This window comes from Peribacillus suis (assembly GCF_059384845.1).
On record NZ_CM182019.1, the window covers coordinates 810,540 to 827,058 of the forward strand.

The 16,519-nt window shown below is 43.1% G+C and carries 15 protein-coding genes; 7 read left to right on the forward strand and 8 right to left on the reverse strand.

The features are described from left to right. Positions 1–341: 341 nt before the first annotated feature. A complete protein-coding gene (locus AC503W_RS03960) occupies positions 342–941 on the reverse strand; it encodes a DNA-3-methyladenine glycosylase (RefSeq protein WP_402990692.1) in 600 nt (199 codons plus the stop codon). A 108-nt stretch (positions 942–1,049) separates the two neighbouring features. Beyond that, positions 1,050–2,618, reverse strand: coding sequence for an MDR family MFS transporter (locus tag AC503W_RS03965; protein ID WP_494916135.1), 1,569 nt, complete (start codon positions 2,616–2,618; stop codon positions 1,050–1,052). Between the two features lie 256 nt (positions 2,619–2,874). Between AC503W_RS03965 and proC the strand changes: the two genes are divergently transcribed. Both proC and AC503W_RS03975 read left to right on the forward strand, forming a co-directional pair. Further along, positions 2,875–3,681: a pyrroline-5-carboxylate reductase gene (gene proC, locus AC503W_RS03970; RefSeq protein WP_402990686.1), complete on the forward strand. Its 807-nt coding sequence runs from the start codon at positions 2,875–2,877 to the stop codon at positions 3,679–3,681. Between the two features lie 83 nt (positions 3,682–3,764). Next, on the forward strand, positions 3,765–5,132 hold the full coding sequence (locus AC503W_RS03975) for an FAD-binding oxidoreductase (protein ID WP_494916137.1): 1,368 nt from the start codon (positions 3,765–3,767) through the stop codon (positions 5,130–5,132). A gap of 106 nt (positions 5,133–5,238) precedes the next feature. Here the strand turns inward: AC503W_RS03975 and ald are convergent, their stop codons facing one another. The 6 genes from ald to AC503W_RS04005 all read right to left on the reverse strand — a co-directional run bounded on the left by ald (position 5,239) and on the right by AC503W_RS04005 (position 11,706). Continuing rightward, positions 5,239–6,372, reverse strand: a complete 1,134-nt coding sequence (gene ald / locus AC503W_RS03980; protein ID WP_402867523.1) for an alanine dehydrogenase — start codon at positions 6,370–6,372, stop codon at positions 5,239–5,241. Positions 6,373–6,567: 195 nt separating this feature from the next. Further along, the gene (locus tag AC503W_RS03985; protein WP_494916139.1) at positions 6,568–7,392 is read right to left on the reverse strand and encodes an EcsC family protein; all 825 of its coding nucleotides are present in this window, start codon (positions 7,390–7,392) and stop codon (positions 6,568–6,570) included. Positions 7,393–7,441: 49 nt separating this feature from the next. After that, complete coding sequence (locus AC503W_RS03990) at positions 7,442–8,695, reverse strand: PucR family transcriptional regulator (RefSeq protein ID WP_402867525.1); 1,254 nt, start codon at positions 8,693–8,695, stop codon at positions 7,442–7,444. Positions 8,696–8,829: 134 nt separating this feature from the next. Continuing rightward, complete coding sequence (locus tag AC503W_RS03995) at positions 8,830–9,828, reverse strand: inorganic phosphate transporter (RefSeq protein ID WP_402867526.1); 999 nt, start codon at positions 9,826–9,828, stop codon at positions 8,830–8,832. 15 nt (positions 9,829–9,843) lie between these two features. Continuing rightward, positions 9,844–10,464, reverse strand: a complete 621-nt coding sequence (locus tag AC503W_RS04000; RefSeq protein WP_402868506.1) for a DUF47 domain-containing protein — start codon at positions 10,462–10,464, stop codon at positions 9,844–9,846. 243 nt (positions 10,465–10,707) lie between these two features. Next, positions 10,708–11,706 (reverse strand): inorganic phosphate transporter, encoded by a 999-nt coding sequence (locus AC503W_RS04005; protein WP_402867527.1) that lies wholly within the window; start codon positions 11,704–11,706, stop codon positions 10,708–10,710. Positions 11,707–12,153: 447 nt separating this feature from the next. Between AC503W_RS04005 and AC503W_RS04010 the strand changes: the two genes are divergently transcribed. The 5 genes from AC503W_RS04010 (at position 12,154) to AC503W_RS04030 (ending at position 16,487) form a co-directional block, all read left to right on the forward strand. After that, on the forward strand, positions 12,154–12,936 hold the full coding sequence (locus AC503W_RS04010) for an aldo/keto reductase (protein ID WP_402956022.1): 783 nt from the start codon (positions 12,154–12,156) through the stop codon (positions 12,934–12,936). Positions 12,937–13,390: 454 nt separating this feature from the next. After that, the gene (locus tag AC503W_RS04015) at positions 13,391–13,645 is read left to right on the forward strand and encodes a GlsB/YeaQ/YmgE family stress response membrane protein (RefSeq protein WP_402867528.1); all 255 of its coding nucleotides are present in this window, start codon (positions 13,391–13,393) and stop codon (positions 13,643–13,645) included. Positions 13,646–13,898: 253 nt separating this feature from the next. Continuing rightward, complete coding sequence (locus AC503W_RS04020) at positions 13,899–14,708, forward strand: MetQ/NlpA family ABC transporter substrate-binding protein (RefSeq protein ID WP_402867529.1); 810 nt, start codon at positions 13,899–13,901, stop codon at positions 14,706–14,708. 76 nt (positions 14,709–14,784) lie between these two features. Next, positions 14,785–15,825, forward strand: coding sequence for a methionine ABC transporter ATP-binding protein (locus AC503W_RS04025; RefSeq protein ID WP_402955297.1), 1,041 nt, complete (start codon positions 14,785–14,787; stop codon positions 15,823–15,825). Beyond that, positions 15,825–16,487, forward strand: a complete 663-nt coding sequence (locus AC503W_RS04030) for a methionine ABC transporter permease (RefSeq protein WP_402956024.1) — start codon at positions 15,825–15,827, stop codon at positions 16,485–16,487. The genes AC503W_RS04025 and AC503W_RS04030 overlap by 1 nt, the downstream gene beginning before the upstream one ends. The last annotated feature ends 32 nt before the right edge of the window (positions 16,488–16,519 follow it).

A 16,519-nucleotide genomic window follows, 5' to 3' on the forward strand; every position in this document is an offset into this window, starting at 1 on the left:
TTACAAACATTTCCTTGAGACAGTGAAGACCGGTCAATTGAACGCATCAGGAATAAAAAAGGGAGGTGAATTGGTGGATGGGAATATAAATGGTAAAGGAGGAGGGAAGAGGAAGGGATTAGCCAATGTACTTTTAGCAGGTAGACACTGGCTTTGCTTGAGAATGTCTCTTTCAATAAAGAATGACTGCTATTTAATGGGTAAGAGAGGCAAAAAAAGCGTGGGGAAGCCAGCAGGCGAAAAGAAATGTGTTCCGACCGTTTTTTGTGCTAATCGGGACATTTCAAGGTTTTCAAAGCTTAGCTTTCACCCGCAATTTCTCTGCATTCGCTTTTGACATGCTAGCGTGAAATAAAAGGACTGCCGGTCACCCAAAAGCGCCAAGGATAGTCTTTCGCTTCCCCCGAGTTCCCGATGCCGATACGGGGTCCGCTTGAAATATGATCGGGTCGTTTGCCGGAAGCAAGATAAAGTGGGGGTTCTGTAAACATATGTCCGTAATCTGACATCGTGATGCCAAGTGCCTTGGATAACTTCCCGGGTCCGTTCGTCAGTTTGCGGACATCAGAAAGACCACGCCTTTCATGCATTAATTCCACTCCCACATAGGGCTCCACTGCCCGAATCAAGATGGCTTCCGGAATTTCGGGACCGCCACTCACGACATTCACAAGGGTATGGGTATGCATGGAATATGTATAAATCATGCCGGATTCACCGAACATGACTTCCGTCCGCTTCGTCCTTCTATTGCCAAAGCTATGAGCTGCCCTGTCTATGGCCCCCATATAGGCTTCGGTTTCGACGATAAAACCAGCAGCCGTTCCTTCCGGGGTCTCTTTCACAAGCAGGCAACCCAAAAGGGATTGGGCCAGCTCAATCGTCGGCTGGTTGTAAAATTCCGGTGGCAAAATGGATGGGATGGTAGGTTCTTTTTGCATCGTATCACTCCAATAAGTAGGTTACAGTTAAAATTCCCTTATCGAAGAAAAAGAAACCTCAGGATACAAAATGAAAAAATCGACTACGCATGCAGCCGATCCATTAGCTTATAGGCTCCTATCGCTTTGCATTTCTTGATCCCGCTTGATTTTACCCGGCCCCACGGAAAGAGCGACCAATATTCCGGCAAAAATAAAAAAGACACCGGTAATGAAGACACTGGAAAAGGCATCGATCCAAGCATGTTCAATCGTCTTGATCAGGACTTGGCGGGCTTCATCCGGCAGTTTCAGGTTTTCAGGATAAAGCATGATATTGAATAGCTTATCTGTCTGATTGGCTAGCCCTTTCAAGGCTTCATGCAGTACAGGGTTCTTTTCGCTCAGCACGGCATCATCCATATTTTGTTGAAGATGATGGTTCATGACGGCATTCAAGATCGTAATCCCCATCGTTCCGCCAATGGAACGAAAGAAGGTAGAGGCTGCGGTGACCGAACCAAGCTGCGACTTTGGGAATTCATTCTGAACGGCAATCATCAACGTCGGCATGACTAGCCCCATTCCCACTCCAAGGACTGCCATGAAAATAAAGGCGGTCAGGATATTGGTTTCACCATCCATCGTACTCATGAGGATGAATCCAAGCGTTGCAAAAAACATTCCGGAGGTAAGCACCGTACGAAAGCGGAAGGTTAACAGCAGCCGGCCCCCGACGATACTGGCGAGAATCATGCCGATCATCATCGGGGTCATGGTCGAACCCGCTTTAGTCGGTGACACGCCAAGCACGCCCTGCATGAAAAGCGGAACGAACATGATGGCCCCAAACATGCCAAGGCCCAGTAGAAACCCTAAAATGTTCGTGGTGGCAAATACCCTATTTTTAAATAGGGATAAATCCAGGATTGGTTCAACGGCCCTTCTTTCAAACACCACAAAAAGGGCAAGGAAAACGAGAGTACTCCCAAAGATGGATATAGAGTCGAACGACATCCACTCGAACTTATCACCTCCGAAGGTCAAGCCCAACAAAAGCAACACGATGCCAGGGATTAAGGTGAAAATCCCTAGATAATCGATGTGAACGTTCTCTTTTTTCAAGATGGTTTCATGCTTTAATCCGACGTAAATCATCCCTGCTGATAATAAACCGGTTGGTACATTGATGAGGAAAATCCAATGCCAGCTAATATGGTCTACAATCAGTCCACCCAAAAATGGCCCGATAACGGCACTTAATCCAAAAATGGCCCCGAATACACCTTGCCATTTAGCTCTCTGTTCAGCTGTGAAAATGTCTCCGATAATGGTCTGGGATAAAGGCATGATCATCCCGCCCCCGATTCCTTGAAGGCCACGGTAAATGATGAGCTGCTCCATTGAAGTGGCGGTGGCGCATAAAAAGGAGCCAATCGTAAAGATGATCGTTCCTAGCAGGTAAAGGGAACGCCTGCCATATAAATCCGATAATTTCCCGACGATAGGAACGACGGTGGTGGAGGCAATTAAATAAGCGGTCGTCACCCAAGCGAAGATGGTGAAGCCATTCAATTCCCCGATGATCGTCGGCATTGCTGTACCGACAATCGTTTGCTCCAATGAGCTGAAAAACATCCCGATGATCAATCCGGTCAAGCCAAGCGTGGTATTGATTGACTTTTTCTCCATGTCCATTTCGCGTCTCCATTCTTGTAAAGTTCAATCTCCATTGTAAGATATTGACTAAGTGGCCAAAATTATAAACTTTTTCTGACTATATAGTCAATCCATATTTTTCGCTAAAAAAATCACTTGATTGGGATGGAATCTTAAAGGAATGGATCCCGTTATATTTTTCTTTTACACACACTAGGAAGTCTTGGGCATGTTTCTCATTTCTGAATCCGTTATAATAAGATACTAAATGAAGTTATGATTGGAAGTGGGAAATATGAATAAAAAAATTGGATTCATTGGATGCGGTAAAATGGGAGAGGCGATGCTGGGAGGCATGCTTCGTTCGGGCGTCGTATCTTCAGAAATGATCATGGTCAGTACGGCAAGTGTAGGGACCTTGACTAAAGTCACTTCAAAACATGGAGTGCAAGGGTGTTTGGACAATAAGGAAGTGGCAGGATTTGCCGATATGCTTTTCCTTGCTATTCCACCGTCCATGCACGAGCGGGTGCTATCTGAAGTGAAGGATTATATAAAAGAAGATGTTGTGATCGTTACGATGGCCGCTGGAATCACCTCGTCACAAATCGAAGAGGGCATCGGAAAACGGGTGAAGGTTGCAAGGACGATGCCGAACACTCCATCACTTGTAGGGGAAGGCATGACAGTAATCAGCATGAATGATGAAATCGATACTGCCGACATAAGGGAAGTCACAACACTATTGAACAGCTTTGGAAAAACGGAGCTCATCCAAGAACACCTGATGGATGCGGTGCCGGCAATCAGTGGATCTTCACCCGCCTATGTGTACATGTTCATCGAAGCCCTCGCGGATGGCGGTGTACGTGATGGTATCCCGAGGAAGCAAGCTTATCGGATGGCTGCCCAAGCTGTTTTAGGCGCGGCTAAAATGGTACTTGAAACGGAGAAGCATCCAGGAGCGTTGAAGGATGATGTGTGTACCCCGGGTGGTTCAACGATTGCGGCCGTTGCCACTTTGGAAGAGAATCGGTTCAGGGCAAGCGTTTTGGAGGCGATGAAGGCCTGCACGGATAAAACAAAGGGAATCAATCACTGAGAGAAGGGAATTTGCCTGACAAATGGGTAACTTCCCCGGGAACTTTAATCAGAATATTTCGTTAAAAAACAGGGGGAAAAGACATGAAGGAACATATTGAACAATTAAGAAGCATTTTATCGGCAGGACAAATATCCGTGAATGAAACGATACTGGAACAACATAGTCATGATGAATCGTATCATGCGCCAAGGTTACCGGATGTGGTCGTTTATCCGAGAAATGCCTTAGAAACGAGTGCTGTCGTACGGTACGCCAATGAGCAAGGAATCCCAATCATTCCTTTTGGTTTGGGGTCGAGTTTGGAAGGGCATGTAGTCCCTGTAAACGGAGGGATCTCACTTGATTTATCCTTGATGAATAAGGTGCTTGAAATCAGCGCAGGCGATTTTTTAGTGAAGGTCCAACCGGGAGTAACACGGACACAATTGAATAAAGAACTGAAAAAATACGGGCTCTTTTTCTCGGTTGACCCAGGTGCCGACGCAACATTAGGTGGGATGGCGGCAACGAATGCAAGTGGGACGACTTCTGTTAAATACGGGATTATGAGGGATCAGGTTAGGGATTTGGAAGTGGTGCTTGCGAATGGGGAAATCATACATACCGGAAGTTCAGCGGCAAAATCTTCATCCGGGATTCACTTGAATGGGTTATTTGTCGGTTCGGAAGGCACGCTAGGGGTATTTACCGAATTAACGTTAAAGGTCTACGGGATCCCGGAAGTGACGATGGCGGGGAGGGCCTCATTTCCAACCGTCGAAGCTGCGGTAGCAGCCGTGAATGGCATCATGGTTGCCGGAATTCCCATCGCACGAATCGAGCTAGTGGACTCGGAATCTATGAAAAAGGTAAATCAGTTCTTGGATAAGTCCTATGATGTAAAACCTACATTATTCTTGGAGTTTCACGGGAATGCAGCGGGGCTTGAGCAGGATGTGACATTCGCAAAGGAAATTGTCCGGGATTTAGGGTGTGAAGATATCCAGTTTGAAACGGATTCGAAAGCGCGTAACGAATTGTGGGAAGCCCGCCATAATCTTGCTTATGCATTCATCCATAGTGCACCAGGCAAAAAATTGATGGTGACTGATGTAAGCGTGCCTTTGAACGAATTGTCTCATGCCATTTTGGATTCGAGGGAAAAGATCGAACGATCGAAAGTGGAAGGTGCGATCGTCGGTCACGTGGGTGATGGGAATTATCATGTCTTGTTCATGGTGGATCTTAGTAACCCAGAGGAAGTGGTGGAAGCAAAGCGGATAAATGAGGAGATTGTCGAATACGCACTAACTAAAGGCGGTACGTGTACGGGGGAACATGGAGTGGGACTTGGGAAAAGAAAATATCAGCGGAGAGAGCATGGCACTGCATACGAAGTGATGAAAACGATCAAGCAGGCTTTGGACCCGAAAGGCATCATGAATCCTGGCAAAGTATTTGAAGACTGATCACACATAACGGTGGGTCGAAAATGATCATGTTCTTGTGCGTGTAGAAAAATACAAATACAGAAAAGGCTCCAGGACGTCATGAACGTCACTGGAGCTTATCATTTTAGGCATTAATATTATTTTGATCCAAGGCACTTACTACATTGACGTAATTATATCCAAGGTCCGTCGCAACAGCCTCAAACGTGATTTCGCCGTTGGCCACGTTTACCCCTTTTGCAAGGGCTTCATTTTCAAGAATGGCTTTAACAGCCCCCTTATTGGCAATTTGCAATGCGTAAGGAACGGTTACGTTCGTCAACGCTGTGGTCGATGTTTGAGGGACCGCACCAGGCATGTTCGCCACTGCATAGTGGACAACTCCGTGTTTTACGTAAGTAGGGTTGTCATGTGTTGTGATATGGTCAACCGTTTCAAAGATACCGCCTTGGTCAATGGCTACATCGACAATGACTGATCCCGGCGACATGGATTTGACCATTTCTTCCGTGACAAGTTTTGGAGCTTTTGCACCTGGAATCAGGACAGCCCCGATGACTAGGTCCGCATCTTTAACGGCTTCCGCTACATTGAATGGATTGGAAATGAGAGTGGTCAACTGATTTCCAAAAATATCATCCAGTTGGCGAAGACGGTCGGGACTTAAGTCAAGGATGGTTACATCCGCTCCCAGACCGATGGCGATTTTGGCTGCATTCGTTCCAACCATACCACCCCCGATGACCGCTACTTTACCGCGTTTGACACCAGGTACACCGCTTAGGAGGATACCTTTACCCCCGTTGTTTTTCTCAAGGAATTGAGCCCCGATTTGTGAGGCCATGCGTCCAGCGACTTCGCTCATTGGCGTTAATAATGGAAGTGTGCGATTTACGGAAACGGTTTCATAGGCAATGGCCAATACACCATTTTCCTTTAATGCTTTTGCCAATTCCGGTTCGGCGGCAAGGTGAAGATATGTGAAAAGAATCAAGTCTTTACGGAAATATTTATATTCAGATGGGATAGGTTCTTTTACCTTCATGATCATGTCCGTGCTTTCCCAAACGCTTGCAGCATCTTCGACCATGATGGCGCCGGCTTCCTGGTAGGATTCATTGGTGAAACTGCTTCCTAAGCCTGCGTTTACTTCTATAAAAACTTCATGTCCGGCATTGGCTAATGCCATAACACCAGCGGGAGTGATAGCTACACGGTTTTCGTTGTTCTTGATTTCTTTCGGAATGCCTATTCTCATCTAAAATACCTCCAATGGTTTCTTTTAAGTATTACCTAAAGTATAAACGCGATTGGAAAAGGTTAGTATGTGGAAATCAGAAAAGTGGAAAAGAGGCCTTTGTGGAATTCCACAAAGGCAGAGTCAAAAGGTATGGGTAACTATTGGATACGAGCCTGGATGACCAAGGTGTACGTAAGAAAATCTGACATGGAACTAATCAGTGGAACCGATTTCCTTCATTCGTTCTATAATTCTTCTTTTCTTATAAAGCATCATGCCTGTATCGGCCATATCGGAGATCATGGAACGATTGGTGAATGCACCAAAGATGATGCCTGCGACGGGAACCATCTGCAAAAGTTTCTTCCAACCGAATTGATCGCGATATGTATAGACCACTTCCCGCCAGCCTTGAAGCTCGGAAGCAATTTCTCTTTTAGATTCGGACCCAGGAAGGACCATGTTCTCCATTTCCTTTAAAAGCGTCTTTTTCCCGACGACATCAGATGTAGTGAACTGTAGGCATTTGACGATGAAAACCCGTTCCTGCTTGTCCCGTGGATTGTAACCATAGGCTACGGCCATGTCTTGCAGGGTTTTAATGGACATGCCAAGGAGGAGGGGGATATCGATGGCTAAAGTGAAAACTCCGCCTATTCCTGTACTGGCCCCCTGGACCGTCGCTAAATGACTACCCGATTTTTTAATATCTTGACCAACTTTGTCCATCACTTGGAGTGGCACATCCCTGGAGATATCTTCAATGGTAGTGATGTTCAAATTTGGGCTATGAACCTCCACCTTCCTGATGATGGCAGATTCCTTCGTTAGGTATTTGCCGCCTGTTTGTATGTAGCTACCTATTTCATCGAGCAGGGCATCCAACCTTTTTTGAATGAAGGACGGGGTCACTTTGTCGAGTATCTTAAAGGGGAGGCGACCGATCCGGTCCCAAAACCATAGACCTTTCTGTTCCTTTTCCCACTTATTTATGATTTGCAATTCTTTCTCAAGTTCTTCTCTTGGTTCCAGATTCATGGTGGTCATTCTCCTTTCCGTCTTCCTATCTTTACCCGTAATCTAAGATTCATCGTGCTTTTTTTAGAAATTCTTTATATTGTTCGATCTTGATGTCTAGAAAGAGGGACATCTTTTGAATCGGGTCCTTTAGGCGGATATTCCCGATTTCACTTATCCGTTTTAATCGGTAGTTCAACGTATTCACATGGATATGGAGAGTCCTTGAAGCTTCATTGGGATTGCCGTCTTTTTCGAGATAGACGGTCAGTGTGTGCAATAATTCGGTCTGATTTTTCATATCGTATGCTTTGAGCTTTAAAACAGAAGGATGGACCGTTCGCTGTTTGTTGTTTGCAAAGACATCAAGCATTTGAAACATGCCGAGCTCTTCATAATGCAGGATGTGATTCATATCGTTTGGAAAAATCGACTTCATTTTCAGGGTATATAGCGCTTCCTCATAACTTGATTTCACGTCGGTCAGGTTTTTATACATGTTCCCGGATGTTCCAAGGATATGTTCCACACCAAACCGTCGTTGCATTTCCAATATGAAGTAAGGGATGAATTCATAAGTGGAGAAGGCAGATTCATTCTCCTGATTGAATCCAGTAAAAAGGATGAGCCTATTCTGGTCTATGGCAAAAAGGAAACTATGAATCTTTTGGGTGGTCGTTAGCATATAGGAAATGAAACGTTCGACTTCACGGTTGATTTCGTTTGGGAATTCAAATACCAATATGGAAAAGACGACTGGGACATGGATGGAAAACTTAGTGAAATGCTCGAGTATTTCCGATTCTTCCTGATAGTGTCCCGTCAACATGCGCCAAAGAAACTCCTGGTGTCCCGCTTCTTTCCTTTTCTTTTTCAATTGCAGTTGTTGTAGTTGATTTTTGGCTTCCTTGGCAGAGAAGTGGAGAAATTCCATATCCTCTTCAGAGAAAGGTTCGTTTACTTCCAATGCCCAGATGAAGCCCAGGACTTCATTGTTTTTCCGGATGGAAACCGCTGCCCGATTGCCAAGCCCGACGTCATGCCTGGCATCTATTTTTATCGGCATCCCATCTTTCAACAAGGAAGGGATGATGCCGTCTTTCCATAAGCTATTGATGACTTTTTCGGGTACCCGTCTGCCAATGATGGTCATGATCCGGGCTTGGTCTGTTGTATCATCATGGGTACTATAGGCAAGGAGACGATGGTTTCCGTCTTCTATTGTAATCGGACAACCTAAAACGGAACTGATTCTATCAGCAAACTCCATCATATCCCCATAAAGGTCTTTAAAAATATCTCTATTTTTCGTAAATTCCTTCATACTGCTAAGGCACCTCGCTTAAAAAATTCCTTCTTATACAAATTTTAAACGATTATCCTTATTTAACATAGTGATAGGATAGAAGAATTCCAGAAAATGAAAAAACCTGCTGAATCAGCAGGTTTTTGGAAACGTTAGAAAAAGAAATTAATAACCATGTAAATCAACCCTGCTAATGTAGCAGAAATAGGCAAGGTAATGAACCAAGTGATTAGCATTCTTTTTGCCGTTCCCCATTTAACACCCTTAACCCGGTGGGATGCACCGACTCCTAGGATGGAAGATGAAATAACATGAGTCGTACTTACTGGCATATGAATCAAAGTGGCACCGAAGATGATGAAGGCACCCGTTAAATCAGCGGCAACCCCATTGATAGGGCGAATCTTCATGATCTTACCACCGACGGTCTTGATGATTTTCCATCCACCGATCGATGTTCCAAGACCCATTGCCAAGGCACAACTGAATTGAACCCATAAAGCGATATCCGTGCTTGATGCATATCCATTGGCGATCAGGGCCAGTGTAATGATCCCCATCGCCTTTTGAGCATCATTCGTTCCATGTGTATACGATTGAAGGGCTGCTGTAGCAATCTGGATCGTACGGAACCTTTGATTCGTTTTCGTCAGGTTGTTGTTTTTGAAAACAACTTTAAAGATGCTATAAACGATATACCCTATCACGAAAGCGATGATAGGAGAGAAAATCAACGCTTCGAGAATTTTCAAGAACCCTTCCCACTTAATGGAGGAGAATCCGGCTGCTGCAATTGCGGCACCTGCAATCGAACCTATCAATGCATGGGAGGAACTGCTTGGTATTCCGTAATACCAAGTAAGAAGATTCCATATGATGGCCGAAAGTAGGGCAGCCATGATTACATAAGAACCATTCGGGAGGGTGAACGGATCCACAATATCCTTCGTGATCGTCTTCGCCACGCCTGTGAAAGTCATGGCTCCAACAAAATTCATGATAGCTGCTAAGATGATAGCATGCCTTGGTTTTAACGCTTTTGTTGAAACAGATGTAGCAATGGCATTCGCTGTATCATGGAAACCATTGATGAAGTCGAATGCAAGTGCTAGGAAAACAATGATAATCGTTAAAATCAATAAAGTATCCATTTTTGGGGGTACTCCTTAGGCGTTTTTCATTATGATTGTTTCAAGTGTATTGGCAACGGCTTGACAGTTGTCGGCAATTTCTTCAAGGCTCTCGTAAATCTCTTTATATTGGATGATTCTGATTGGATCTTTCTCAACCGTAAACAGGTTTTTGATGGATTGGCGTTGGATGCCATCACAAACAGATTCAAGTTCTTTAATCTTAATCGCGTTTTCACGGATCATTGGTAATTTTTTAGTAGATAGCGTATCGACAGCTGTTTCGATTTCATAGGTGCATTCTTTAATGGCATCGACGAATTTAAGCATGTACTCATCGGCATTAACGATAGAATACATTTCGAATAGAGCGGAACAATGCTCCAAACCGTCTATCACATCATCCATTCTCATGGTTAATTCAAGAATATCTTCACGCTCTATAGGAGTAATGAAGGCGTTGTTTAATTCTTTAATGATGGTGTGAACCATTTCATCGCCCTTGTGCTCATAATCTTTCATCGTATCTGAAAAAACTTTTAAGTCGCTGATATTTTTAAGCTTATAATCTGCGAAATAGTCCGCACTTTCTTTGATGTTTTGAGCAATATTTAATAACATCACTGCAAATTTGTCTTTTTTAGATTTAAAAGCCATGGTTAATGCCTCCCAATTAGTCAAGCGTAATTTTACGTATAGATGTGTACGCTTTAGTATTAACAACTTGATTGTAACGAATTCATCTAGCAATAGGGAAGGTTTTTCGACGAAAATTTACAAAATCTTAATAAAACTTTACAAAAAGATAAAGGAAAAGTGAAATTTGGGAATATCTACAATGATGAAGAGAGAAAAGAGAAGAAAAAAACCTTTCCGGATTGGAAAGGTTCAAGTGTTGGATTATAAAAATAATGAAATAATATAGTATATGGTTGCAGCCAATCCTGCGGAAATTGGTAACGTGATGAACCATGTCACCAGCATGCTTTTGGCGGTTGTCCATTTTACCCCTTTGATTCGGTGAGCTGAGCCTACACCAAGTATTGAAGAGGAGATGACATGGGTTGTACTTACAGGCATATGAATGAAGGTAGCCCCTAAGATGATGGCGGCACCCGACATATCAGCGGCCACTCCGTTTATCGGGCGGATCTTCATGATTTTCCCACCGACCGTCTTGATGATTTTCCATCCGCCGATTGAAGTACCTAAGGCCATAGCAATCGCACAGGAAAGTTGTACCCAGAATGGGATGTCGGAGCTATGAGCAAATCCATTAGCCATTAAAGCCAATGTGATGATCCCCATCGACTTTTGCGCATCATTTGTTCCGTGTGTATAGGATTGAATCGCAGCCGTAAGAATTTGAATCCTCCGGAAACGTTTATTGGTCTTGCCTAAGTTATTATTTTTAAAGATGATCTTGAAGATGCTATACACGATAAAACCGACTGCAAATGCAATGATAGGAGATAAGATCAAGGCTTGGACGATCTTAGAAAACCCACTCCACTTGATGGAATCGAAACCACCTGATATTATGGCAGCTCCAGCAATGGATCCGATGATGGCATGGGAAGAACTGCTTGGAATGCCAACGTACCAGGTGACCAAATTCCAAATGATTGCAGATAGTAGGGCAGCAAGAATGACATAAGAACCATTATTTAAGGTAAATGGATCAACAATGTCCTTCGTTATGGTTTGGGCTACCCCTGTAAAGGTCAATGCTCCCAATAAGTTCATGATCGCAGCCATGATGATGGCGTGCCGAGGTTGTAGTGCCTTAGTTGAAACAGCGGTAGCGATTGCATTGGCCGTATCATGGAACCCATTGATAAAGTCAAAAACTAAAGCAAAGAAGATAATTGCAGCTGTTAAAATGAATAGACTACTCATGCATGTAAGACTCCCTTAATGTTCAAGTATGTAAATATAAAACCTAGTTTGCGGATACAAAGTGGACGAGAGATTAGTCTTGAAACTCCTACTATTTAGAATGGGAGTTATATCGATTGATTATTCTTTTGAAAAGGTGGCACCTACTTTTAACATTTTTTTGCCCAACTATTCAATTGTAACGAATTTCTTATCTATAAGGATAGATGTTTCGTCATTTTTTTACAAAATATTTTATTCATTCGATGAAAAATTACCTATTCATTCTTTTTTTAAATAATAATGGATAGTTTACCAAAGGATTTGGTGGATTGAAAGCTGAAAATTCCGAGGTGAATGGTTAGAAATGCAAGGTATCTGATGCTATAATTGGAAAATAAAACTAAGGGGGAATGTCACGTGATTTCAAGTGTTGGTGAGAAGATAACTTTACATAATGGAGTGCAAATGCCGCAGCTGGGCTTCGGTGTCTTTAAGGTGAAAAACGGTGAGGAAACGGTTGAATCAGTCAAGAAGGCGATTGAGGTAGGTTACCGTGCAATCGATACGGCCGCCATCTACGAAAATGAAGAAGGTGTGGGGCAGGCGATTCGGGAAAGTGGCATCCCACGTGAAGAACTGTTCATTACGTCGAAAGTATGGAATACGGAACAAGGATATGAAACGACCCTTCAAGCTTTCGAGGATAGCATGGAACGTCTAGGTTTGGAGTATTTGGACTTATATTTGATCCATTGGCCAGGTCAGGATAAATACCTGGAAACATGGAAGGCACTTGAGAAACTTTATCATGATGGAAAAGTGAAAGCGATCGGCGTAAGTAATTTCCATGTTCACCATCTGGAAAACTTATTGGCAAACAGTGAGGTTAAGCCTGTCGTCAATCAAATTGAATTACATCCATTGTTAACTCAAACCGAAATTCGTGATTACTGCAAAAAACATGATATCAAGGTAGAGGCGTGGAGTCCGCTTGGACGCGGGCATTTAATCGATGAACCTACAATCAACCATATTGCGAAAAAGCATGGGAAAAGCGCTGCACAGGTATTGATCAGATGGCACCTACAACATGATATCGTAGTTATTCCAAAGTCGATTACACCTTCGCGTATCGTAGAAAATGCTCAAGTGTTCGACTTTTCATTGAGCCTTAATGAGATGAACCAAATCGACGCCTTGAATAAAAATGAACGATTCGGTAGCAACCCGGATGAACTGATTTTTTAACCAGTTTCACGAACCCTAAAAAGAGTGCCCAGAGAAATTCTGGACACTCTTTTTTTTAACATATTATAGATGGAAACTGTCTATACTAACAGTGGAAGACGAAATGAAAAATAGTATATACCCCTTTCTCTACATCGATAATCTCTTTTTCGGTTCCAAAAAAATTAAAATAAAATAAGGTTTTAGATTTAGAATAAGGGGAAAATACTTAGTACAACAGCAAACAAGAAGAAAACACACACAGACATTAAGCGGTGTCCAATCAACTTCATTTTAAAATGACAATTACCTTTTTAAATAACCAAAAACATTCGCATTATTAAGATATGCGTACCAGGCATTATACCTTTTGAGTGTAAAGGTTATGGTGTTGATCGGACACGAATAATGAAAGTGATGAGTATTTCTTCAAGTCTGTTGAATAAAATTCATTTACTCAAGGAGGAAATATATTATGGGATTCTTATGGTCATTAATTATCGGTGGTATTATCGGTTGGTTAGCAGGTATGATTATCGGACGTGACGTACCATTCGGTATCGTTGGTAACATCATTGCAGGTTTTGTTGGTGCATGGTTAGGTTCATTAATTCTTGGAACTTGGGGACCTTCAGTAGCAGATTTCGCTATCATTCCAGCATTAATCGGTGCTATCGTATTTGTCTTCATCTTAAGCTTAATCTTAAGAGGAACAAGAAAAGCTTCATAAATAAAGAAAATGTAGCTGGCCTAAACGGCCAGCTTATTTTTTTGGGGGAATTTCAAGGCAATCGCTTTTAGCAGTTGCCTTATTTCCGTTAATTAGTATGGAAAAAAGTAATATTTGCTATTTAAATATATAAAAATTATTGTCATTTACTTAAGAAAAAGGATAAATAATCAATATATAGGATGAATGTAAAATTATGATGTTTTTAAAATAATAATAATTGTATACTGAAAAATGGGGAGGGAGAATGAGAATGATGAAAATGATGGGGATGCTTCTTGCAGTCACGGGCTTATTATTAGTGGCTGGCTGCGGTAGTGAAGAGAAAGTTCAAGAACAGACGATTAAAGTGGGCGTTTCCGCGGGCCCTTTTGAAGAGGTGGCCAAAAAGGTGAAAGAGGTGGCCAAGGAAGAGGGAATCAAAATGGAGATTGTCCCATTCAATGATTTCGTCACGCCTAACCGCGCTCTTGAAAATGGGGACTTGGATGTAAATGTATTCCAAACCAAACCATATTTAGAACAATATAACGAGAATCACAAAGCCAATATCGCAACGGTGGGGAAGGTTTTCACCACGAATATGGCTTTTTATTCGAAAAAATACAAAACGATCGAGGAAATTCCTGAAGGGGCCACTCTAGGAATCATGAATGATCCTCTTAATCTGTGGCGTGGTCTTTTGTTATATGAAGAAGCGGGTTTAATTAAATTGAAGCCGGGTCTTGAAAACTACGCAACCATCCAGGACATCGCAGAAAATCCAAAAAAATTGAAATTCAAGGAGTTAGAAGGCGGTATGCTTGCTCCAGCGATGAATAGCCTGGACGTTGCGATTATCCCTAGTAATTTTGCAATCCAGAATGGATACGACCCGAAGGAAGATCCATTATATATCGAACAAGGGGACAAGTTCCCGATTTACTTGGCAACCGCAGAAGAAAATAAAGATAATGAAGACTATAAAAAATTAACTGAATTATATAGTTCCAAAGAAGTGAAAGCATTCATTAAAGAAAAGTACGATGGTGTGTTCAAAACGGTCGATCATCCTTTTGAATGAAAGGAGAGAAAGGCACAGTAAAGAAGGCTCTTTGCTGGTCCAAACCTGGAAATGAAGGATAAGTAGGGGGGCTAGAATGATCCAGCTGACTGATATACACAAAACATATGTAGAGGGAAAAAAAAGCATTCATGCCTTAAAGGGTGTATCCCTTTCCGTGAACAGGGGAGAGATTTTCGGTGTGATTGGTTTTAGCGGAGCCGGAAAGAGCACGTTGCTTCGGACGGTCAATCTGCTGGAAAAGCCGACTAGCGGAAAAGTCATCGTGAATGGAGTCGATTTACTGCAATTGAGTGAACGGGAATTGCGGTCATCCCGAAAGAAAATCGGGATGATCTTTCAGCATTTTAATTTGCTGGATTCCTATAATGTGTTTGATAATGTCGCAGAAATCTTAAGAATGAATAAGATGTCCAAACGAGAAATCAAGCAAAAGGTGGACGGTTTGCTTTTGTTAGTGGGCTTGCAGGATAAAGCGGGGGAATATCCTGCCCAGCTGTCAGGAGGACAAAAACAAAGGGTGGGGATCGCTCGCGCCTTGGCGATGGACCCCGAACTTCTTTTATGTGATGAGGCCACCTCCGCGTTAGATCCACAAACGACGGAATCCATTCTTGAACTTTTGCTTGATATTAATGAAAAAATGGGATTGACGATCATGCTGATCACCCATGAGATGGATGTCATTAAAAAAATCTGTGATCGGGTGGCTGTCATGGAGCAGGGGGAAATCATCGAACAGGGGTCAGTTCATGATATTTTCAGTACACCTCAAGCCCCGACGACGAAAAACTTCATCCGAACCGTTTTCGATGATACGGTTCCAAAAGACTTGTTGAATAAAATGCAGCATGGAAGTTCGTCCTATAAAGTGGTCAGGATCTCATTCAGGGGAGACGATGCACTTAATCCTGTGCTACATTCTCTTGCCGTACGGTTTTCCGTGGTCACCAATGTGCTAAGCGGTTCGATGATTTCAGTGAAAGGAATGCCACTTGGGATGATGGTGCTACATATTTCAGGTAAGGAAGAATCGATTTTACAGGCCATCGATTTTCTCGAACAGGCGGTTCATCATGTGGAAATAAAACGGGATTCAGAGGTGATGATGTCATGATGGAGAGTTTGGTAGGGATGTCGCCGTTATTTACACAGTCGCTGTACGAAACAGTAATGATGGTTGGGGTCGCTCTTTTCGTGGCCACCATCATAGGCATTCCACTTGGGGTGTTATTGGTGATAACAAGAAAAGATCATCTAGCACCGAATAAACTGGTCTTTCTTATATTGAATATACTTGTTAACATCATCCGGTCCGTGCCGTTTATCATATTGATTGTGGCCATCATCCCTTTCACTGAATGGGTGGCAGGCACGGCGATAGGCGTTAAGGGCGCGATTGTCCCACTGATCGTATTTACCGCCCCGTATATCGCACGATTGATAGAAACGGCCTTGCTCGAAGTGGACCGCGGCATCATTGAAGCCTACTTGGCCATGGGAGCGACACGGACACAAATCATCTTTCGAATCATGTTACGTGAAGCTAGACCAGGGATCGTCCTTTGTTTGACGATTGCAACGATAGGGTTGATCGGAGCAACGGCAATGGCCGGGGCTGTGGGAGCGGGGGGACTCGGTGATCTGGCACTACGGTATGGGTACCAACAATGGGATCTTCCTGTCATGTTCCTGACGGTCCTCCTATTGATCTGCCTCGTTCAGCTAATCCAATCTTTTGGGAATTGGGCGGCCGCTACATTAAAAAAAGGATCATAATCAAAAAAAGCTGGCTCAAAGATGATGAGCCA